This is a genomic window from Sphingomonas sediminicola (assembly GCF_049991885.1).
Lineage (GTDB): Bacteria > Pseudomonadota > Alphaproteobacteria > Sphingomonadales > Sphingomonadaceae > Sphingomicrobium > Sphingomicrobium sediminicola.
Window position 1 is genome coordinate 395,536 of record NZ_CP178916.1, and the last position, 17,297, is coordinate 412,832.

24 protein-coding genes are annotated in these 17,297 nt (G+C 63.4%); 11 read left to right on the top strand and 13 right to left on the bottom strand.

Features of this window, described 5'->3' with window-relative positions:
* Positions 1-22 precede the first annotated feature (22 nt).
* Both ACMC5O_RS02035 and ACMC5O_RS02040 read left to right on the top strand, forming a co-directional pair.
* Positions 23-565 (top strand): peroxiredoxin, encoded by a 543-nt coding sequence (locus ACMC5O_RS02035; RefSeq protein WP_187707919.1) that lies wholly within the window; start codon positions 23-25, stop codon positions 563-565.
* Positions 566-653: 88 nt separating this feature from the next.
* Positions 654-1,172, top strand: a complete 519-nt coding sequence (locus tag ACMC5O_RS02040; protein ID WP_187707918.1) for a carboxymuconolactone decarboxylase family protein — start codon at positions 654-656, stop codon at positions 1,170-1,172.
* A gap of 15 nt (positions 1,173-1,187) precedes the next feature.
* Here ACMC5O_RS02040 and ACMC5O_RS02045 read toward each other — a convergent pair whose 3' ends face one another.
* Positions 1,188-1,913 carry a Crp/Fnr family transcriptional regulator gene (locus ACMC5O_RS02045; protein WP_246444603.1) on the bottom strand — a complete coding sequence of 242 codons (726 nt, stop codon included), beginning with the start codon at positions 1,911-1,913 and terminating at the stop codon, positions 1,188-1,190.
* 163 nt (positions 1,914-2,076) lie between these two features.
* Between ACMC5O_RS02045 and ACMC5O_RS02050 the strand changes: the two genes are divergently transcribed.
* Positions 2,077-2,316 (top strand): DUF6894 family protein, encoded by a 240-nt coding sequence (locus ACMC5O_RS02050; protein WP_425506880.1) that lies wholly within the window; start codon positions 2,077-2,079, stop codon positions 2,314-2,316.
* Between the two features lie 6 nt (positions 2,317-2,322).
* Here ACMC5O_RS02050 and ACMC5O_RS02055 read toward each other — a convergent pair whose 3' ends face one another.
* Positions 2,323-3,111: a sulfite exporter TauE/SafE family protein gene (locus tag ACMC5O_RS02055; protein WP_187709942.1), complete on the bottom strand. Its 789-nt coding sequence runs from the start codon at positions 3,109-3,111 to the stop codon at positions 2,323-2,325.
* 125 nt (positions 3,112-3,236) lie between these two features.
* On the opposite strand from ACMC5O_RS02055, the gene cysE reads away from it, so the two are divergent.
* Complete coding sequence (gene cysE, locus ACMC5O_RS02060; RefSeq protein WP_187707915.1) at positions 3,237-3,941, top strand: serine O-acetyltransferase; 705 nt, start codon at positions 3,237-3,239, stop codon at positions 3,939-3,941.
* Positions 3,938-4,282, top strand: coding sequence for a DUF2794 domain-containing protein (locus ACMC5O_RS02065; protein ID WP_187707914.1), 345 nt, complete (start codon positions 3,938-3,940; stop codon positions 4,280-4,282). Before cysE ends, ACMC5O_RS02065 begins: the two co-directional genes overlap by 4 nt.
* On the opposite strand, the gene ACMC5O_RS02070 is transcribed toward ACMC5O_RS02065, so the two are convergent.
* A complete protein-coding gene (locus tag ACMC5O_RS02070; protein ID WP_187707913.1) occupies positions 4,260-5,369 on the bottom strand; it encodes a hypothetical protein in 1,110 nt (369 codons plus the stop codon). The two genes, ACMC5O_RS02065 and ACMC5O_RS02070, sit on opposite strands and share 23 nt — an antisense overlap.
* A 116-nt stretch (positions 5,370-5,485) precedes the next feature.
* Positions 5,486-5,785 carry a glycine zipper 2TM domain-containing protein gene (locus ACMC5O_RS02075; protein ID WP_187707912.1) on the bottom strand — a complete coding sequence of 100 codons (300 nt, stop codon included), beginning with the start codon at positions 5,783-5,785 and terminating at the stop codon, positions 5,486-5,488.
* 141 nt (positions 5,786-5,926) lie between these two features.
* Between ACMC5O_RS02075 and ACMC5O_RS02080 the strand changes: the two genes are divergently transcribed.
* Both ACMC5O_RS02080 and ACMC5O_RS02085 read left to right on the top strand, forming a co-directional pair.
* Complete coding sequence (locus ACMC5O_RS02080; RefSeq protein ID WP_426693175.1) at positions 5,927-6,517, top strand: SOS response-associated peptidase; 591 nt, start codon at positions 5,927-5,929, stop codon at positions 6,515-6,517.
* A gap of 23 nt (positions 6,518-6,540) precedes the next feature.
* Positions 6,541-6,933, top strand: coding sequence for a hypothetical protein (locus tag ACMC5O_RS02085; protein ID WP_187707911.1), 393 nt, complete (start codon positions 6,541-6,543; stop codon positions 6,931-6,933).
* On the opposite strand, the gene rsmD is transcribed toward ACMC5O_RS02085, so the two are convergent.
* Positions 6,911-7,450, bottom strand: a complete 540-nt coding sequence (gene rsmD / locus ACMC5O_RS02090) for a 16S rRNA (guanine(966)-N(2))-methyltransferase RsmD (RefSeq protein ID WP_187707910.1) — start codon at positions 7,448-7,450, stop codon at positions 6,911-6,913. The two genes, ACMC5O_RS02085 and rsmD, sit on opposite strands and share 23 nt — an antisense overlap.
* A complete protein-coding gene (locus ACMC5O_RS02095) occupies positions 7,447-8,259 on the bottom strand; it encodes a pseudouridine synthase (RefSeq protein WP_187707909.1) in 813 nt (270 codons plus the stop codon). Before ACMC5O_RS02095 ends, rsmD begins: the two co-directional genes overlap by 4 nt.
* Before the next feature lie 15 nt (positions 8,260-8,274).
* Here ACMC5O_RS02095 and ACMC5O_RS02100 point away from each other — a divergent pair, with 15 nt between their 5' ends.
* On the top strand, positions 8,275-8,709 hold the full coding sequence (locus ACMC5O_RS02100) for a response regulator (RefSeq protein ID WP_187707908.1): 435 nt from the start codon (positions 8,275-8,277) through the stop codon (positions 8,707-8,709).
* Here ACMC5O_RS02100 and ACMC5O_RS02105 read toward each other — a convergent pair.
* On the bottom strand, positions 8,706-9,845 hold the full coding sequence (locus ACMC5O_RS02105; protein ID WP_426693176.1) for an aromatic ring-hydroxylating oxygenase subunit alpha: 1,140 nt from the start codon (positions 9,843-9,845) through the stop codon (positions 8,706-8,708). The genes ACMC5O_RS02100 and ACMC5O_RS02105 overlap by 4 nt on opposite strands.
* Positions 9,846-9,951: 106 nt before the next feature.
* Here ACMC5O_RS02105 and ACMC5O_RS02110 point away from each other — a divergent pair, with 106 nt between their 5' ends.
* Complete coding sequence (locus ACMC5O_RS02110) at positions 9,952-11,322, top strand: AmpG family muropeptide MFS transporter (RefSeq protein ID WP_187709941.1); 1,371 nt, start codon at positions 9,952-9,954, stop codon at positions 11,320-11,322.
* On the opposite strand, the gene ACMC5O_RS02115 is transcribed toward ACMC5O_RS02110, so the two are convergent.
* Genes ACMC5O_RS02115 through ACMC5O_RS02130 form a run of 4 tightly spaced genes read right to left on the bottom strand, consistent with a single transcriptional unit; the run spans position 11,319 to position 14,407 of the window.
* Entirely contained in the window at positions 11,319-12,539 is a 1,221-nt protein-coding gene (locus ACMC5O_RS02115; protein WP_426693177.1) for a bifunctional folylpolyglutamate synthase/dihydrofolate synthase, read from the bottom strand. The two genes, ACMC5O_RS02110 and ACMC5O_RS02115, sit on opposite strands and share 4 nt — an antisense overlap.
* Positions 12,539-13,399, bottom strand: coding sequence for an acetyl-CoA carboxylase, carboxyltransferase subunit beta (gene accD / locus ACMC5O_RS02120; protein ID WP_187707907.1), 861 nt, complete (start codon positions 13,397-13,399; stop codon positions 12,539-12,541). The genes ACMC5O_RS02115 and accD overlap by 1 nt, the downstream gene beginning before the upstream one ends.
* A 52-nt stretch (positions 13,400-13,451) precedes the next feature.
* Positions 13,452-14,129 (bottom strand): orotidine-5'-phosphate decarboxylase, encoded by a 678-nt coding sequence (pyrF, locus tag ACMC5O_RS02125; RefSeq protein WP_187707906.1) that lies wholly within the window; start codon positions 14,127-14,129, stop codon positions 13,452-13,454.
* Entirely contained in the window at positions 14,126-14,407 is a 282-nt protein-coding gene (locus ACMC5O_RS02130) for a hypothetical protein (RefSeq protein WP_187707905.1), read from the bottom strand. Before ACMC5O_RS02130 ends, pyrF begins: the two co-directional genes overlap by 4 nt.
* A gap of 208 nt (positions 14,408-14,615) precedes the next feature.
* Here ACMC5O_RS02130 and ACMC5O_RS02135 point away from each other — a divergent pair, with 208 nt between their 5' ends.
* Positions 14,616-15,875: a serine hydrolase domain-containing protein gene (locus ACMC5O_RS02135; RefSeq protein ID WP_187707904.1), complete on the top strand. Its 1,260-nt coding sequence runs from the start codon at positions 14,616-14,618 to the stop codon at positions 15,873-15,875.
* 3 nt (positions 15,876-15,878) lie between these two features.
* Here the strand turns inward: ACMC5O_RS02135 and ACMC5O_RS02140 are convergent, their stop codons facing one another.
* Positions 15,879-16,148 (bottom strand): hypothetical protein, encoded by a 270-nt coding sequence (locus tag ACMC5O_RS02140; RefSeq protein WP_426693178.1) that lies wholly within the window; start codon positions 16,146-16,148, stop codon positions 15,879-15,881.
* 46 nt (positions 16,149-16,194) lie between these two features.
* Here ACMC5O_RS02140 and ACMC5O_RS02145 point away from each other — a divergent pair, with 46 nt between their 5' ends.
* Positions 16,195-16,707 carry a hemerythrin domain-containing protein gene (locus ACMC5O_RS02145; RefSeq protein ID WP_426693179.1) on the top strand — a complete coding sequence of 171 codons (513 nt, stop codon included), beginning with the start codon at positions 16,195-16,197 and terminating at the stop codon, positions 16,705-16,707.
* 386 nt (positions 16,708-17,093) lie between these two features.
* Here the strand turns inward: ACMC5O_RS02145 and ACMC5O_RS02150 are convergent, their stop codons facing one another.
* Positions 17,094-17,282 (bottom strand): hypothetical protein, encoded by a 189-nt coding sequence (locus tag ACMC5O_RS02150; protein WP_187707902.1) that lies wholly within the window; start codon positions 17,280-17,282, stop codon positions 17,094-17,096.
* Positions 17,283-17,297: the final 15 nt, after the last annotated feature.

A 17,297-nucleotide genomic window follows, 5' to 3' on the forward strand; every position in this document is an offset into this window, starting at 1 on the left:
GCAGCGAAACGAGGAGATTTGAATGCTGACCGTTGGTGACAAGCTTCCCGCCCTCAAGGTTCCCGTCCAGCAGGGCACCGCGGCGCTACCTGCCGGCGAGACGCTCGACCTCGGCCAGACCAATGGCCGCTGGAAGATCATCTTCTATTGGCCGAAGGACTTCACCTTCGTCTGTCCGACCGAGATCGAGGGTTATGCGCAGCTGAAGGGCGACTTCGCCGACCGCGATGCCGACCTGATCGGCGCGTCGACCGACACCGACTTCGTCCACTTCGCGTGGCGCAAGTCGGACGAGCGTTTGGAGAAGGCTGACTTCCCGTGGATCGCCGACAACAAGAAGGAACTGGCCGAGGCGCTGGGCATCATCGCCAAGGACGAAGGCGTCGCTTTCCGCGCGACCTTCATCGTTGATCCCGACAACATCATCCAGCACGTGACGGTCAACGGCCTGAACGTCGGCCGCAACCCGCAGGAGACGCTTCGAATCCTCGACGCGCTCCAGACGGATGAGCTCTGCCCGTGCAACTGGACGCAGGGTGAAGAGGTGCTGCGCCCGGCGGCTTAAGCCCCCTTACCGCGGCACGTGACACCTCTCGGGGGCGCGGGGACTCGCCGTTTCCGCGCCCCTTTCTGCACCCTCAGGAGCTCAATTCATGCCTCTCAAGACTTTCGCCGACGCCCTCCCGGATTACGCGAAGGACCTTCGGCTGAACCTGTCGTCGATCCTCAACGACCAACTGCTCGGCGAGGAGCGCAAGCTGGGCCTGTTGCTCACCTGCGCCCATGGGTCGGGCTACAAGCCGCTGGTCGACGCCGCCGAGGCCGAGGCCGATGGGAAGCTGTCGGAACAGATCGCCAATGCTGCGCGGGGAGCCGCAGCGCTGATGGCGATGAACAACGTCTACTACCGGTTCGTCCACCTGGTCGCGAACCCGGAATATGGGACGATGCCGGCCAAGCTCCGGATGAACCTGATCGGGTCGCACGGGATCGCGAAGGAAGACTTCGAGCTGTTCAGCATTGCGGTGTCGGCGATGAACGGTTGCGGCATGTGCATGGAAAGCCACGAACGGGTGCTTCTCCAGCACGGAGTGAAACCCGAGACGATTCAGTCGGCGGTCCGCATCGGTGCGGTGTTGAAGGCGATCGCGACGGTCCACGCGACGCTTTAGACTAGGCTGTCGGTCTCACCGGGCGTCATGCAGGTGCAAGAACCGATCGTCGAAACCGGCAATTTCCTCGAGCACATCCCAACTGGGGACGGTGATGAATCGGCCATTGCGGCTGATGGCCCCTTCGCCAGTCAATTGTCGCAGCACGCGATTGACGTGCACCGGGGTCAGGCCGGTTGCGTCCGCCAACTGCTCCTGCGTGAATGGGAGCTCGAAGACATCTGTCTCGATCTGCTGAGCCTTTGCTCGAACGAGAACCTCGCACAGTAGATGGGCCAACCTCTGGCGGGCATCCCGGCGTCCCGTATTGACCACCCACTCGCGAGATACTGCCGCATCAGCCAGCAGTGCCGTGGTGATGACCCGGCCCACCTCCGGCTGCTTGTCCAGCAAGGCGTTGACGGCCTCCGTACGAACGCAGGCGATGGTTCCGTTCGTCGACATTTGAACGCTGAAGTCGGCCTCGTTTAGAAACAGGCAGTCGAAATCGAGCGGATCGCCGGGAAAACTGAATGACACGATCTGCCGCGTTCCATCGCTCGTGTGCTTTTGCCGTTGGGCGAAGCCGGCGACGAGTATCGAGACTTCCTGGGGTATGTCCCCTTCGCGGAGAACATAGGACAGCTTGGTGCGTTTAATCAGCCGCCAGGGAAGCGCACGAATGGCTTCGATGCTTTGGGGGCTGAGCCTGCCGTGGAGCTGCAGCCTCCCGATAAAGCGTGAGATTCCGTTTTGAGGCATCAATGTCAGTCTGGAGCGACAGATCCCTGCGAATGGAAACTTGACGTCTCTTTATCACGGAACGACACCTTCGATGCATACAAGGTTATGCATGTCATAACCAACTTATGTTGTGAACTTTTCGGCCCTAGCGCGCCTGTGGCGTAGCCAGCGAGGCAACAGGATGCCTTTGTATTATTTCCACCTGAAGGACGGAGTAGACACGTTGATTGACGCTGAAGGCGTTGAACTTGACGATGTCGAGGCGGCGCGGACTTCCGCCCTTCTCCAGGCGAGGGATATCATCAGCCACGAAGCGATTCAGGGCGCGATCAATCTCGCCCAGAGGATCGACGTCTTCGATCAAGCAGACAGGTTGGTTTGCTCGCTCAAATTCGAGGATGCGGTCGAAATCCTCCGGTGATCGCGGTCACATGGTGAGGACTCGGAAGAGCGCGTAGCCGCTCGTCAGGGTCAGCAGGCCCCCGACCATCGCAAGGAGGCGATCCGGGTTCACGCGCTTGGCGATCATCGCTCCAAAGGGCGCCGCTAGGACGCCGCCGAGCACCAGCCCGATCATCGCCCTCAGAACCAGCTCCTGCTCTTCCTGAGAGCCAGTCAGGGTCAATGTCGCGAGGAAGGTCGCGGAGATTGTGACTGTGAGGAAGAACTCCGCCGTGTTCACGGTTCCGATGGTCTTCCTGGGATTGCCGCCCTGCACGAGCAGGTGAGAGGTCACGATCGCTCCCCAGCCGCCGCCGCCGGCCGCATCGAGGAAGCCGCCGGCAAGACCAAGAGGCGAGACCACCCTGGGCCGGCGTTCTGTGTGGCGGTGCATCACTCCCCGATAGAAGAGGTAGATGCCGAGCGCGGTGAGGTAGGTCAGAACGACCGGTTTCGCCGTTGCGGCACTGATCTGCGTCAGGACATAGGCACCCAGCACCCCACCGATCACGCCTGGGATGACGACCCTGAAGAACAGCCGCCAGTCGACGTTCTTGTGCGCGACATGGCTGATGCCGGAGACCGCAGTGGTGAACGTCTCGGCTGTATGGACGCCGGCGGAGGCGACCGCCGGCGGCACGCCGATGCTGATCAGGATGGTGCTCGAGATCTGGCCGAACGCCATTCCCAGTGCACCATCGATCAGCTGTGCCGCGAAACCGATCAGTGCGAAGATAAGGAGCGCTGACGGGTCGGCAAGAATCTGTTCGAGAATCGATGCCTCCGCGCAGTTTAACCGGCGTTTGCCCCAACACCCGACCAAGCCGCAAGTTGCTGTGGCGGAACAGCAACTCGTTCCGGCTTTTATTCGGAGCGCGTCGCACTTAAATTGGGGCCGTGGTGGAAGAGACGGAACAATCGGGTTCAGGCTTCACGGCCTACCTTGAATCGGTGAAGGCGCGGGATCCCGCCGCGCGTTCGAAATGGGAAGTCCTGCTGTATCCCGGCGTCATCGCGCTCGGATTTCATCGGATCGGCCATTGGCTGTGGGAGGGGCAACTCTATTTTCCGGCGCGGCTCGTGAACCACATCGCCCGCTTCCTGACAGCGATCGACATTCACCCCGGCGCGAAAATCGGCCGCAACTTCTTCATCGATCACGGCTTCACGGTCATCGGAGAGACTGCCGAGATCGGCGACGACGTCACGATCTATCAAAGCGTGACGCTTGGCGGGACCAATCCTTCGACGGGCCTGGGCGGCAAGCGCCATCCGACGATCCGCGACGGCGTCGTGATCGGATCGGGCGCGCAGGTGCTTGGACCCATCGAAGTTGGACCGGGCGCCAAAATCGGTGCCAATTCCGTGGTCACCAAGGACGTATCGGCCGGGGCGACGGTCGTCGGAATTCCCGCCAGGCCGGTGCCCGTCGACACGGTTCACTACAGCCCGGGCTTCGTGGCCTACGGCACGCCGTGCGGCGAGGATTGCGATCCGGGCCGCGCGCGTCTTAACGAGCTCGAGGAAGAGATCGCGGAGCTCCGCAAGGAGGTCGCCGCGCTCAAGGCTGCGAGGCAGCCCGCTCCCAAGGTGAAAAGCGCTTGAGCGTCATCGCGCCGTTCCCGCACCCTCGGGACCGGCGCCCAATTGCCACGTTCGACCGCTTCGAGATCAAGCGCATCCTCGACCTTTACGGCAGGATGGTCGCAGCAGGGTATTGGCGCGATTACGCGATCCACATGGGCGTCGACGTGGCAATCTTCGCCGCATACCGGCGCACGTCCGAGCGGCCGGAGATCCGGATAGAGAAACGCCCCTCGCTCCGGCTGAAGCAAGGGGCGTTCGCACTCGTCAGCGAGCACGGGCTGGTGCTCAAGCGAGGCCAGGAGCTTCACGGCATCCTGGCCCCGATCGAGCGTCGGCTCATGCGGCTGGTTGAGGAGTAGGCGCAGCCCTATCCACCAGAGGTAGCCGATCGCGGAGCTCCCTCGGCAGCGGACGGACGACCATTCCGCGGGCCTGGTGCCAGAATGCCGACAGCATCAGCAGAGCCGAGCCGATGATCAGCGCGGTCAGCGCCACGTTGAGCTCGACGGCTCCAAACTGCTCGAACAGCTGGTTGAGCGCGTAGAGCACGTAGGCGAGCGCCGAGACGAGCAGCGCCCGGCGGTCGATGGCCAGCGCCGTAACGCCGATCACCACGTAGAGCAGTATGACAACCAGCCCTTCGCCGATGGTGGCCGTGCCGTCGTTGAGACCCAGCAGCGTGAACACCGGGTGCACGATCATGGGTGCCGCCAACAGGTGAAGCCAGAAGGCGACGTCCGCGCGACGCGTCAGGCGGGCACGGTCAGAGCTATCCCACCACATGGCGAACAGGAAGGTGCCGACTCCAAGCAGGAGGATGAGGCCGAGGATCAGGTTGCGCGCCTGCTCCACGCCCTCGCCGAGCGCGGCAACGACCAGGCCGACGACGATGGCCGCAACTGCTGCCGCTCCCGCCGCGACGGTGATCGGAACACGGAACTTCTTCCAGTGCAGCCATGCCGCGCCGGCCGCGATCGCCGCGGACACGGAACCGAGGATGCCCGCCAGCTGCGGATTATTGTCGACGGCATCCGGTCCGACGCCGACGACGAGCGCGAACGCGGCCGTCGCGAACACTCCGCCCACGAACGTCAGCAGCAGCAGGATCGATGGAAGGGCCATGCGGCGCTTCGCCGTGAAGAAGAGCGCGAGCATCCAGCTCGTGCCGGCGACGAGTAGCGGGCCGAGGTACGAGGGACCGTCGCCCTCGATGGCCGATCCAGTCCGCTGTCCGACCCACTGGCCGATGAAGCCGACCGCGAACAGAAGAATGGCGGCGGCAATCGATACGAAAATGTCGTTGAATCCGGTAATCAGGCGGAATTGCTCTTCGTCCTGCGTCGGCAGCGCACGCTGGCTTTCAACGTGGGCACGAAGCGCATTCGCGGCATCGGCGCTGATTGCACCGGCGGCGATCGCGTCGTCGATCTCATTCTGGCTGTACATTCTAGTCCTCCCTGTAGCGGAGGAAATACAGCTAGTGTATTACTGTGTCAATACAGTGGGTGGCCGGCACCCGGGGGGATGCTCCTTGCGGAACGGGCGCCGGCCTGGGAACCCGATTAGCGGCAGCGAACCCGGCTGCGGTCGATGCTGCGGCCTAGAAGAGCGCCGGCCGCGGCGCCAAGGATCGTACCCGTCGCACGCTCGCCGTGCGTGTCGATTGCGCGTCCGACGAGCGCACCGCCCGCGGCACCGACGATCAGGCCGGTCGTGCCGTTCGAACGCTTGCAGCGGTAGCGGCCCTCCGAATCCCGCCAGACCTTGCCTTTGTAGTAGCTGCCGCTGTGCGCGACAGCCGGTGCCGGGATGATAGGAACGGCCATCGAGGCCGCTGCCGCGGCGAGAAATATCTTACGCATGAGAACACCCTCCGTTTTGTTCTGATTCCCCGTTGTGGGGAGACGTTGCTGAATGCAGCGCAACTCGCGAGACTATGTTCAATCTAGCGGCCGCTGTTAACGACGAGCCGTTGCGAGAGGCCGACACGGTGCTGAAACATTATGTGTAACCTTTACACGATGACCGCCACGGTGGACGAAATGCGGCGCATGTTCGGCCCGTTCGAGGGCGACACTACCAACCTGCCGCCGTTCGACGAGATTTTTCCCGGCTACATGGCGCCGGTCCTTCGCCGCAAGGATGACGGCGGACTGAAGCTCGAGCGGATGAAGTGGGGATTTCCGGGGCCACCGGCGGCCGGATCGCGAGCGGTCACCAACGTTCGCAATCTTGCGAGCCCGTTCTGGCGCAATGCACTGCAACAGCCGTCGCGGCGGTGCATCGTGCCCGTCACCACCTTCTGCGAATGGACCGGGGAAGTCGGCCGCAAGCAGAAGGTCTGGTTCGGCCTGACGCCAGAGCATGAATCGCCGTTGTTCGCCTTCGCGGGGCTCTGGCGGCCGGGCGAGGGGGGGCCGTTCATGGCCTTCCTGACTTGCGCGGCGAACAGGACCGTCGGCGAGGTGCATCCCAAGGCGATGCCGGTGATGCTTCGGCCGAGCGATGCGGCGAGATGGCTCGACAGTCCACGCGAGGATGCCTGCCGGCTTGCGCAGCCGTTCGAGGATACTTTGATGCAGCGTGTGGGTTGAGGCGACCAAAGGAGATTCATTCCATGGCGAAGAAGGCGACTGCGAAAGCCGCGAGCGGTGCAGGGAAGAAGGTAGCGAAGAAGTCGGGCAGTTCGGGCGGAGGCCGCTCGAAAAGTAGCTCGCGCTCCTCGTCGAGCCAGCACGATCCGGTCGATGCCCTGATCAAGCTGCTCCAGAGTCCGTTGGTCATCGACCTCCTCGCGGTCGGAGCGACGGCCGCGCTCGCTGCGATTACCGAGACACGGTCGAGCCGGGCCCAGGGAGCGGTCGGCAATAACAAGAAGACGATCAAGGCTGCCGGCAAAGCCGCGGCCTCGGCGGTCGGAAGGCGGCTGGCGACGGAACTCGACGAAATCCGGGCGGCGTCAAAGAAGGCCAGTGAAACGCGAAAGACTAAGGCCGGCGCAAAAGCGTAATTCGCGCGCGTCCGATTTCGCGCTCGACGTCTATCTCATAGTCGCCCGCATCGACCGGTTCGCGCCGGTCGGTCTCGACTGCCATCCAGCCGCCCGGCGCGAGCCAGTCGGCATCACTCACCGATTTGACGACAGCCGAGCCTGAACCCGGCGCATAGGGCGGGTCCGCAAAGATCAGGTCAAAGCCATCCGAGCGTGGCAGGGATAGCGCCGACCCGCCGACGATCCGAACCTGCTCGGCAATTTCGAGCTTTGCGGCATTGGACTTGATCGCCGCCTGCGCCTTTGGGTCCTTCTCAACGAACGTCGCATGCGCCGCACCACGGGAGATCGCTTCGAGCCCTAGCGCGCCGCTGCCCGCGTAGAGGTCCGCGACGCGAAGGCCTTCGAATGAGCCGAGGCGGCTTGCCAGCATCGAGAACAGCGCCTCACGGACGCGGTCCGCGGTCGGCCGGGTTGCCTGCCCGGCCGGCGCCTGAAGCGGTCGGCCGCGAAACCGGCCGGCGATGATCCTCACTTCAGAGCGGCCCGGAAGGCGTCGAGCTCTGCCTGCAGGACTTCATCCGCATCGCCCGGTTCGAGACCTTCAAGTGTGATCGGGCCGTAGGCGGTCCGGATCAGTCGCGAGACTTGCAGGCCCAAATGAGCGAGCACGCGGCGAACTTCGCGGTTCTTGCCTTCGGTGAGGCTCAGCTCGATCCAGAAATTGCGGCTGGTTCGCCGTTCGAGGTTGGCGATGATCGAGCCGTAATGGATGCCCTCGATCGTTATGCCCTCGGCCAGGCGGTCGAGCTGGTCCTGAGTCACGTGGCCGAAGGCGCGCGCGCGATATTGCCGGACGACGGCCGTGCGCGGCAGCTCGAGCCTGCGCTTCAATTCGCCGTCGTTGGTGAGCAGCAACAGGCCCTCGGTCATGAAGTCGAGGCGCCCGACCGGCATCACGCGCGGGAGGCCCGGCGGAAGTTTGTCGTAGATCGTCGCCCGGCCCTTTGGGTCGCGCGCTGCAGTGAGGGTCCCCTGCGGCTTGTAGAATCGGAACAGGCGGGTGGCGGCCGCCGGCCGGACTGGCTTTCCGTCGACCGTCACGCCGGAAAGATCGGTCAGCAGCGTCGCCGGAGTCGTCAGCTTTTCGCCGTTGAGGGCGATGCGACCCTCGGCGATCATCCGCTCGATATCGCGGCGGGATGCAACACCAGCGCGCGCCAAAAGCTTGGCGATGCGCTGCGGTCCGTCCTCCCTAGGAGGCGGTGTGCGCGAAAAACCACTGTTGCGGGGGCGATGCCGCGGCACAGGTTTCCGTTTCGTTCGTTGCGGGGGCGAAGCCATGGTACTGGAGTGGGGATGCTGTTCGGGAAGCGCAAACGTATCGTCAATCGAATTCTCATCGTCGAGGACGAGCCATTACTCGCGTTCGACAATGAGGTGATGCTTGGCGACCTCGGATATGAGGTCGTCGCGACGCTCGACAGTTTCGAGGACGCCATCGAGCTTCTGGATCGGGAAGAGATCGATCTGATCTTGAGCGACTACCGGTTGTCCGGTGAGCGCACGGGCCTGGATTTAGCCCGCGCGGCGAAGAATCGCGGGATACCGATCGTCTTTTCGACCGGTCACGCCTTGCCGACGGAATCCACTCACCTCGCGCTTGGATGCATCAACAAGCCGTACAGCGAACGGACGCTCAAGCTCGCTTTGAATGCCGTCGACCGGCGCCTCGCCGGCAAGGCGGCAAAGCCACCGAAGGGAGTCGAGTTGTTTGTTCCCGACGAGGGCTAGAGGAGATTGTCGAGCCGTTGGTGAAAAGCGGCGATTCCGTTTTCTAATCCGCCAATGGTGATCGTCTTCACCATGCCAGACTCGATTCCGCGCTGACACAGGGCTGCCGCGCGGAAATCTTCGGCCGCGAAGGTGCCGCCGTCGAGAAGCTCCCAGCTCCTTTCCCAATGCGCTTCCGCCTGTGGCGTATCGGGAGGCTCGCCGATCAGCATGAAGTCCTCGACCAGGCAGGTGCCCACGGTTTGCGGCATCACGACCAGCAAATTGATGTAGTCCGGGCTGACGATCAGGATCGAAGTCGGGAAGAATGCGTAAGTGTAGGTCAACACACGCCGCAACGCCGCCCAGTCGTCGCGGTCGATCTCTGACAGATAATCGGCTCGGCCGACCACTGCGCGCTGGTGTGGGCCGATGAAGTCCGCAGCCGCGATTCCGTCGGTGAAGAAGGGCGCGATCGTCTCCGCGTGTAGGCGCTGGACGTGATAGCTTTCGAGGAAAGCGTCCATCACCTGCTTCCAGTTGGACGTGACGTGGTGCGTGCGGCGGCGGTACAGGTGCAGGTTCGACATGGCGAACGCGTCCATGTCTTCCTCCAGCGCGGTCACGCCGCTGAAATCCGCCTCCTCGTCGTGCGCGAACCAGATGAAGCCGCCGCTCTCGACGGACGGGAAGCGCATTAGCGGGCGGTCCGCCTTGTCGACGCCCGGGAAGCAGTCGGCACGGGGGATGGCCATCAGCGCTCCGTCGGAGCCGTAGGTCCAGGCGTGATAGGGGCAGATGATACGCTTGGCCGGGACGACTTCAGTGCTCTCGATCAGCCTCGTACCGCGATGACGGCAGACATTGGCCATGACGTGGATCCGGCCGTCGCCGTTCCGCGAGATGATCAGCGGGACGCCATAGCCGTCGTGTGTGATCGCCGTATTGTTGTCCGGAAGAAGCGCCGAAGGCGCGAGGAGGAGCGGCATCTTCCCGAATATGGCGCGTCGCTCACGCTCGAACCGAAGCGGGTCGATGTAGACGGAGGCGCGCAGCTCCACGACCTCGTGGGCTGGCGGCTGCTCTCCGCGGATCAGGCGCTCCGCTAGCGCGCGCTGCCCGTCGCTTGGACGCGAGGCTTTGGCAGGCATGTCCATGCGGCGAGAAGTGCGCTCAGCAGGACGCTCGCGCAAGCCTAATTGCTCACCCCCTGTTCAGCCGCTCGCCGGCTGCTTAAGCATGGAATTCGAGCTGGAGGGAATGATGGCGACTGTAACCGAGGCAGACCGCGGCTGGCGTTCGGCATTGCCCGCAAGCGTTCGTCCTTACACCGAGGCGGCGCCTTTCGCGGCCTTCTTCCTCGGTATTTCGTCGGGCTTCCCGTACGCGATGATCGGCGCGACGTTGACCACGCGCCTGAAGCAGGATGGGATCGACAAGTCGACGATTACTGCTTTCACGCTCGTCTTCCTCGCGTACAATTTCAAATTCCTCTGGGCATGGATCGTGGACGGCGTCCGGCTGCCGATCCTCGGCAGGCTGGGACAGCGCGTGTCTTGGATGCTGGTGACGGGCGCTGCGGTGATTGCCGCCGTCGTCAATCTCGCACTGGCGGATCCAGCGAATGGAATCGGCAGCGTCGTCACCGCCGCGATTCTGGTCGGCATCGCGGGCGCCAGCTTCGACATCGTCATCGATGCCTATCGCATCGAGACATTGGAGCCGCGCCAGCTCGGTGTCGGCTCGGGCATGTCGCAATACGGGTGGCGCATCGGCTCGGCCGGAGCGGGCGCGATCGCGCTTGTGGTCGCTGCACGGGCGGATTGGGCGACGGCCTATCTCGCCTGCGCGGCGCTTGCACTTCCGGCCATGCTGACCGCTCTCCTGCTGGGCGAGCCGAAGCGCCATCGCGAGCCTGCCGAGAAGAAGGGGATTGCACGCACAATCGAATCCGTCTGGAAGCCGTTTGTCGAGTTTTTCGCCCGCAAGGGAGCGCTTCTCGTCCTCCTGTTCATCCTGCTCCACAAGATCGGCGACACGCTGGCCAATCTGACCTTCCGCCTGCTGTTCGACGACCTCGGTTTCACCAACGACGAGATCGCCATTTACGATGTGGGCGTAGGGTTCTGGGCCTATTTGATCGGCATCTTCATCGGCGGCGTTCTCTATAGCCGCCTCGGCCTGAAGCGGTCCGTTTTGATAAGCCTGATCCTGATGGCGGTATCGAATTTCAGCTTCGCAATCCTTGCAGGCGTGGGGCACTCCAATCTCGGCATGGCTGGAGCGATCGGCTTCGAGAATACCGCCAGCGGAATCGGCGGCGTCTGTGTCGTCGCTTACTTCTCGGCCCTCTGCGACTTGCGATTTACCGCAGCCCAGTACGCACTGATCTCCGCTGCTGCGAGCATCGTCGGTCGGTTCCTGACCGGCACGACGGCTGGCGCCCTCATCGACGCCATGGGTTATGCGAACTTCTACCTGCTAACCACCGCAGCTGCAGTGCCCGGGATTATCCTGTTCTGGATCATGATGCGGTATGGATTGGTCGATCAGTCGATCGGGACTGCCGGGATTGAAGGGCCCGGAGATGCGCGCGCATCACATCCGGACGAGGAGTTACCGGAAAACCGCTAGTCTGGAATTTGGTCGTTGAGTTTGAGCGCTTCACCCGCGAGGTAGAGCGATCCTGCGATCAGGCGGGGGGCCCGCAGGCCGTCCAGCGCCTGTCCCAGCGAGTTTGCGCAGCGGCCGCCGAAGCGGGCCGCAAGTTTGGCCGGGTCGTGATGCGCGTGATCGGCGACCGGCAGGAAGGTGAAGGAAAGCGCGTGAGGCGCGAGCTCGGCGACGATCGCGTCCGCATCTTTGTTGGCGAGAACACCGAGGACGATGTGCTTCGAGCCGTGATCGGCGAGTAAAGCCGAAAGTGCCCGGGCCGCTTCGACATTATGAGCTCCGTCGAGCCAGGTTTCGATGCCCTTGGTGAGCGGACCGTCGGCCAGTTGCTGGAACCGCGCGGGCCATCGCGCAGACGTGAGCCCGCTGAGGAACGAGGCGCGCCCGACCGTCAGGTGCTCCTGCGCCTGGAGCATCTGCCACGCGAGGTTCGCGTTTCGGACCTGATGCTCCCCGAGAAGCGAAGAGCGGAGCGTCGGATCGATCGCCCAGTCGCGGCCTTCCAGAAGGACGGGGACGCCGCGCTCTTCGGCCACCTTCTGGATTGCATCCTCGGCTTCCGGTGCTTGCGCGAGCACGATCAGGGGAGCGCCGGACTTGGCGATTCCGGCCTTCTCGCCGGCGATCTCGACCAGGCTCTTGCCGAGAAACTGCTGGTGGTCGATCCCGAGCGCAGCAATTCCGCATGCGAGCGGTCGTTCGATGACGTTGGTGGCGTCCAGGCGACCGCCGAGCCCCACTTCGATCACCGCCGTATCCGCGGGTGCTCGGGCGAAGGCGAGGAATGCAACGGCGGTCGTGACTTCGAAGAAGCTCGGCTCGATGTTGCCGCTAGCATCGAGGACTTCGGCAAGCAGGTCCGCCAGCGCCTCATCTTCGATCAGATTCCCGGCGATGCGGATGCGTTCGTTGAACCGGACGAGGTGGGGACTGGTGAACGCATGGACGGTCCGCCCGCTTGCCTCCAGCGCTGCGCGCAGGAACGCGCAGGTCGAGCCTTTTCCATTGGTCCCGGCGACGTGGAACGCGGGCGGCAGTGCATCCTGCGGGCGACCGAGGCGGTCTAGCAGGCGGGTGATGCGGTCGAGGCCGAGCCGGTCGCCTCCCGGCGACAGCAAAGTCAACCGATCGAGCTGCGTCTGAACGGCCGGATCGTCCGACCGTGCGAAGTCCGGCATCAGGCCGCCTTCTTCTTCCTCTCCGGCGTCAGGTAGCCGAGCAGTTTCGCGAGCGTCTCCTTGAGCTCCTGCCGCGGGACGACCATGTCGACCATTCCGTGATCGAGCAGATATTCGGCGCGCTGGAAGCCCTCGGGCAGTTTCTCACGGATCGTCTGCTCGATGACCCGCTGGCCGGCGAAGCCGATGAGCGCTCCGGGCTCGGCAAGCTGGACGTCGCCGAGCATGGCGTAAGAGGCCGTCACGCCGCCCGTCGTTGGGTCGGTCAGCACCACGATGTAGGGCAGGCCTGCATCCTTGAGCTCGGCGAGGGCAACGGTCGTCTTGGGCATCTGCATGAGGGAGAGGATGCCCTCCTGCATGCGCGCGCCGCCGGCGGCGGTGAAGATGACGTACGGGCACTGATCCTTGATCGCCCTGCGCACGCCCGCGACAAAGGCCGCTCCGACCGCGACGCCCATCGATCCGCCCATGAAGGCGAAATCCTGGACGCCTACGACTGCGGGCTTGCCTTCGATCTTGCCCTTCGCATTGGTCAGGGCATCCCGCATGTCGGTCGTCGAGCGCGCCGTCTTGATGCGGTCGGTGTAGCGCTTGCTGTCGCGGAAGCGCAGCGGGTCCTCGCGCACTTCGGGTGTCGGCAGGACCTCGAACTCGCCCTTGTCGAACAATTGCTCGTAGCGCGTGCTCCAGCCGATGCGATCGTGATATTCACAGCGCGGGCAGACGTTGAGATTGTCCTCCCATTCCTTGACGAAGACCATCGTCCCGCACTTCTTGCACTTGTGCCAGAGGTTCTCCGACGACTGCCTTTTCGGCAGGAAGGGGATGCCGCTGCGGACCCTGCTCAACCAGCTCATTGCTGCCTCATTTCCATGCGGCGGGCGGCTAGGCCTGTCCCGCGCTCTTTGTCTAGTCCCGGATCGACGCCGCGATGTCGCTCAGCGCGGCCGCGGGATCCTCGGCTGCCGTGATCGGGCGTCCAATGACCAAGATCGATGCGCCATCGTCCAACGCCTGGCGCGGAGTAACGACGCGCTTCTGGTCAGACAGGTCGCCACCCGGCGGGCGAACGCCCGGGACGACGAAGAAGCCGTCCGGCCATGTCGCTTTCGCTGCCGCCACTTCTGCGCCGGAACAGACAATTCCATCGAGACCCGCAGACCGAGCAAGCGCGGCGAGGCGCTCGACCTGTTCGCGCGGTTCCGAATCAATGCCGATCGAGCGAAGATCGCCCCCGTCGAGGCTGGTAAGCACCGTCACCGCGACGACCCTTGTTTCGGGCGAAGCTGCGGCTTTCGCTGCCTCGAGCATCGCGCGTCCACCCGCTGCGTGAACGGTGAGTACGGCGGGCTTCAGCGGCGCCAACGCTTCGACCGCCTTCGCGACCGTGTTGGGGATATCGTGAAGCTTCACGTCCAGGAAGACGGGAAGCCCCAGTGCGGCAATCGAAGCCACGCCTTCTGGCCCGTTGGCCGAAAAGAACTCCAGCCCAAGCTTCACGCCGCCTGCAGCCTCTCGCACCTGCGCGGCCAGAAACCGGGCGCGCTCCATGCTCGGCGTGTCGATGGCGACGAAAATCGGGTTCATTCGGCGGGCGCGTCCTCGGCCGGAGCCGGGGTGCGCAGCAAAGCCTGTTGGCGCTCAGCGTTGATGAGGCGCTGCCGCTGACGCCAGAGCTGGGCGCGGTAGATCCCGTAGGTCGGCAGCCAACCGATGAGGAACATGGCGCCGATCAGGACCGGCACCTTGATGTCGAGCTGGATGTCGCCCCACAGGTTCAGCGTAACATCGTGCCAGTTTCGACTGGCCAGGATCGCCAGGAAAACTGCGATCACGACCCAGAACAAGGTCTTCAGGAACTGCATCGGCGGGGTGTTTAAGCGACGAGGCCGCCAATGACCAGTATGGCGTTCGTCGCGGTGCGCGGTCGCTTCGCCGCAGCATGCCCGAGCAGGCGTTGAGCAGATTGGGCGCGACAGTCACAGCTGCGTTGGGGTGGGGAGAGGCGCGTTGGAAAAGCCGCATATTCTAGGACTTTGTGCGTTTGCGCTGCTTGCGGCGTCGGTTCTGGCCATGCGCGGTCCCGAGCCGAAGCAGCCTGCGCCGACGATTCCGAAGTCGCACATCCGGCTCGCCGCACTGTCCAACTCTGCGCGCGAGGACGTCGATTACACGTCGATCGACCGTCGCCTTCAGCGGCTGGCGGAGCAGCGATCGATGGTCGGAATGGCCGTCGGAATCGTCGAGAACGGCCGCATCACCTTCCTCAAGGGTTATGGCGAGACCGAAGCCAATGGCGGCGAGCCGGTCACGCCCGACACGGTCTTCCGCTGGGCGTCCGTTTCGAAAGGTGTCGCCGCGACGATGGTCGCGAAATTGGCCGAGCAGGGCAAGGTCAACCTCAACGGGCCGGTCGCGACCTACGTCCCGACGTTAAAGCTTCCGGCGGGCGCGGAATATCGCGCGACCGTCGGCGACATGCTGAGCCACCGGCTCGGCCTTTACCGCAACGCCTACGACAATAAGCTGGAGGAAGGTCAGAACACGAAGATCCTCCGCCAGAGCCTCGCGCAGCTCAACCTGATTTGCCCGCCGGGAACCTGCTGGAGCTATCAAAACGTCGCCTATGACGGCGCGTCAGAGCTCGTGGAGAACATCACTCACCAGGCCTACGAGCGTGCGATCCAGCAGAACCTGTTCAACCCGATTGGAATGACCAACGCGAGCGTGTCGATGGGCGGCCTGACCGGCTCGAAGAGCTGGGCCCGGCCGCACGACGCGGCGGGTCGCGAAATCGCTCTCAACGACAATTATTACCGCGTTCCGGCCGCCGGCGGCGTCAACAGCAACATCAAGGACATGTCGCTGTGGATGCTCGCGCAGATGGGGGAGATGCCGGACGTCCTTTCGCCCAAGGTGCTGAACACGATTCACGCGCCGCTGGTGAAAACCCCGGGGGAGCGCGGGCGTCTCCGCAAGTTCCTCGAGCGCCTGGGCGAGGCGGACTACGGCTACGGCTGGCGCAGCTACGATTATGCGGGCCACCGGATCGTCGGCCATCGCGGCGGCGTCGCCGGCTACCGTTCGTTGATCATGTTCGATCCGCAGAAGAAGAGCGGCGTCGTCGCCCTTTGGAACAGCAACACGAACCAGCCGGGCGGGCTGGAGTTCGAGGTGATGGACATGATCTATCACCTGCCGTTCCGCGATTGGATGGAGCTCGACAAGGGCGGGAAAGCGGAGACGCGATCCATCGCGCGCGCTGAGAACGAGGAGGACATCTCCAGCGGTGACGGCAATGCGGTCCGTGACAGGAGACGCTCCCGCGGTTGACGCCTAGCTGCTGCGGGCTTCAGCCTTGGTCTTCTTGATTTCGGCCTGCTGCTTTCGATGAGCAAGATAACGGAAGCCCATTCCGAGGATTGATGCCGCCATTCCGGCGATCAGGACCGGAAGGTGCCATTCCGGATCCTCGGGCTTCGGCCAGGCGATGGCGCCGAGGAAGAAAACGCTGACGATGGAAACAAGGTAGCCGATCCCTTTCCAGTTGGGACCTTGGTCGGTCGGAATTGGCAGGCTGTCGGGCTTCATCGAAATCAGGAACATCCAACGCACCGTGGTGGTTTCATTACTGAAATCAGGAGGAATCCCCATGGTCACCACGAAGTCGCAGGACGCAATCGCCCTTCTCAAAGAAGATCATCGCAAGGTCGAAGACCTGTTCGAACAGTTCGAGAAGGCGAAGGGCGATGGTCGCAAACAGAAGCTGGCTCTCGAGATCTGCACGGAGCTGACGATCCACACGGTCCTCGAGGAGGAAATCTTCTATCCGGCTCTCGAGGGAAAGATTGACGAGGACCTGCTCAAGGAAAGCTTCGTTGAGCATGACGCCGCCAAAGTCATGATCGCCGAGATCGAGGCGGGCGAGCCCTCCGACGAATTCTACGACGCCAAGGTGAAGGTGCTCAGCGAAGAGATCGAGCATCACGTGGAGGAAGAAGAGAAGCCCAAGGAGGGGCTTTTCGCCCAGGCCCGGGCTGCCGACGTGGATCTCGACGCGCTTGGAGAGCAGATGGCGATGCGCAAGGAGCAGCTCCAGAGCGAGATCAAATCTGGCGGTTTGCCGGCTCCGGAAACCACGACTCTCGAAGAAGTCGAGGTTTAGCCACAAACGTAATTCGGCCGCTCGGACGAGCTTTCTGCATCGGGAAATTGGCGTCCGCATCGCAAATCGCGTTGCGATCCACCGACTTATGCACAGAAGAGTCCGACTCCCGTAAAATTCATGCTAATCTCCCGTTTTGGTACGCGCGACTCGGGGCGTTTAAAGGGTCGGCCTGTCGTAGGTGGGGGAGATTTTCGGATTGAACCTGTCTGCGTGCGCCGGTTTCAAAGCGTTCCGCGCTTACCTTGCGTGACGGTTCTTTCGAGAGCCGTCATGCAGGCATCGGAAGGTGATGGGGCGAGGGCCTGACACCCCACCCTCCACCCGGACGGCTTTTGTCTCGTCACCTTCCGAATCCAATTCAGGGCCGCCACCCGCGGCCCTTTTCATTTTTTCTGATCTGAGAAGTATCGCTGCCCGCGAGCTTTCATCGCGCCGATTGTTAACCGGTCCGACGTTTCCTCGGCAGCATCGGGCGTGAGACGCACATTGACGTCGTCCGGTCCCTTCTGGACCACGACACCTTCTTCCGCGTCTACGTCGCTCGGTTCGTCATGGACGGTTCTGTTGTTCATCTTCCCACTCGTCTG

Bases quoted from the DNA above. Each gene is read 5' to 3' on its own strand.
- ACMC5O_RS02035 (WP_187707919.1), top strand. From the start codon at position 23: ATGCTGACCGTTGGTGACAAGCTTCCCGCCCTCAAGGTTCCCGTCCAG.
- ACMC5O_RS02040 (WP_187707918.1), top strand. From the start codon at position 654: ATGCCTCTCAAGACTTTCGCCGACGCCCTCCCGGATTACGCGAAGGAC.
- ACMC5O_RS02045 (WP_246444603.1), bottom strand. From the start codon at position 1,913: ATGCCTCAAAACGGAATCTCACGCTTTATCGGGAGGCTGCAGCTCCAC.
- ACMC5O_RS02050 (WP_425506880.1), top strand. From the start codon at position 2,077: ATGCCTTTGTATTATTTCCACCTGAAGGACGGAGTAGACACGTTGATT.
- ACMC5O_RS02070 (WP_187707913.1), bottom strand. From the start codon at position 5,369: ATGTACAGCCAGAATGAGATCGACGACGCGATCGCCGCCGGTGCAATC.
- ACMC5O_RS02075 (WP_187707912.1), bottom strand. From the start codon at position 5,785: ATGCGTAAGATATTTCTCGCCGCGGCAGCGGCCTCGATGGCCGTTCCT.
- ACMC5O_RS02080 (WP_426693175.1), top strand. From the start codon at position 5,927: ATGTGTAACCTTTACACGATGACCGCCACGGTGGACGAAATGCGGCGC.
- ACMC5O_RS02085 (WP_187707911.1), top strand. From the start codon at position 6,541: ATGGCGAAGAAGGCGACTGCGAAAGCCGCGAGCGGTGCAGGGAAGAAG.
- ACMC5O_RS02095 (WP_187707909.1), bottom strand. From the start codon at position 8,259: ATGGCTTCGCCCCCGCAACGAACGAAACGGAAACCTGTGCCGCGGCAT.
- ACMC5O_RS02100 (WP_187707908.1), top strand. From the start codon at position 8,275: ATGCTGTTCGGGAAGCGCAAACGTATCGTCAATCGAATTCTCATCGTC.
- ACMC5O_RS02105 (WP_426693176.1), bottom strand. From the start codon at position 9,845: ATGGACATGCCTGCCAAAGCCTCGCGTCCAAGCGACGGGCAGCGCGCG.
- ACMC5O_RS02110 (WP_187709941.1), top strand. From the start codon at position 9,952: ATGGCGACTGTAACCGAGGCAGACCGCGGCTGGCGTTCGGCATTGCCC.
- ACMC5O_RS02115 (WP_426693177.1), bottom strand. From the start codon at position 12,539: ATGCCGGACTTCGCACGGTCGGACGATCCGGCCGTTCAGACGCAGCTC.
- accD (WP_187707907.1), bottom strand. From the start codon at position 13,399: ATGAGCTGGTTGAGCAGGGTCCGCAGCGGCATCCCCTTCCTGCCGAAA.
- pyrF (WP_187707906.1), bottom strand. From the start codon at position 14,129: ATGAACCCGATTTTCGTCGCCATCGACACGCCGAGCATGGAGCGCGCC.
- ACMC5O_RS02130 (WP_187707905.1), bottom strand. From the start codon at position 14,407: ATGCAGTTCCTGAAGACCTTGTTCTGGGTCGTGATCGCAGTTTTCCTG.
- ACMC5O_RS02135 (WP_187707904.1), top strand. From the start codon at position 14,616: ATGCGCGGTCCCGAGCCGAAGCAGCCTGCGCCGACGATTCCGAAGTCG.
- ACMC5O_RS02140 (WP_426693178.1), bottom strand. From the start codon at position 16,148: ATGTTCCTGATTTCGATGAAGCCCGACAGCCTGCCAATTCCGACCGAC.
- ACMC5O_RS02145 (WP_426693179.1), top strand. From the start codon at position 16,195: ATGGTCACCACGAAGTCGCAGGACGCAATCGCCCTTCTCAAAGAAGAT.
- ACMC5O_RS02150 (WP_187707902.1), bottom strand. From the start codon at position 17,282: ATGAACAACAGAACCGTCCATGACGAACCGAGCGACGTAGACGCGGAA.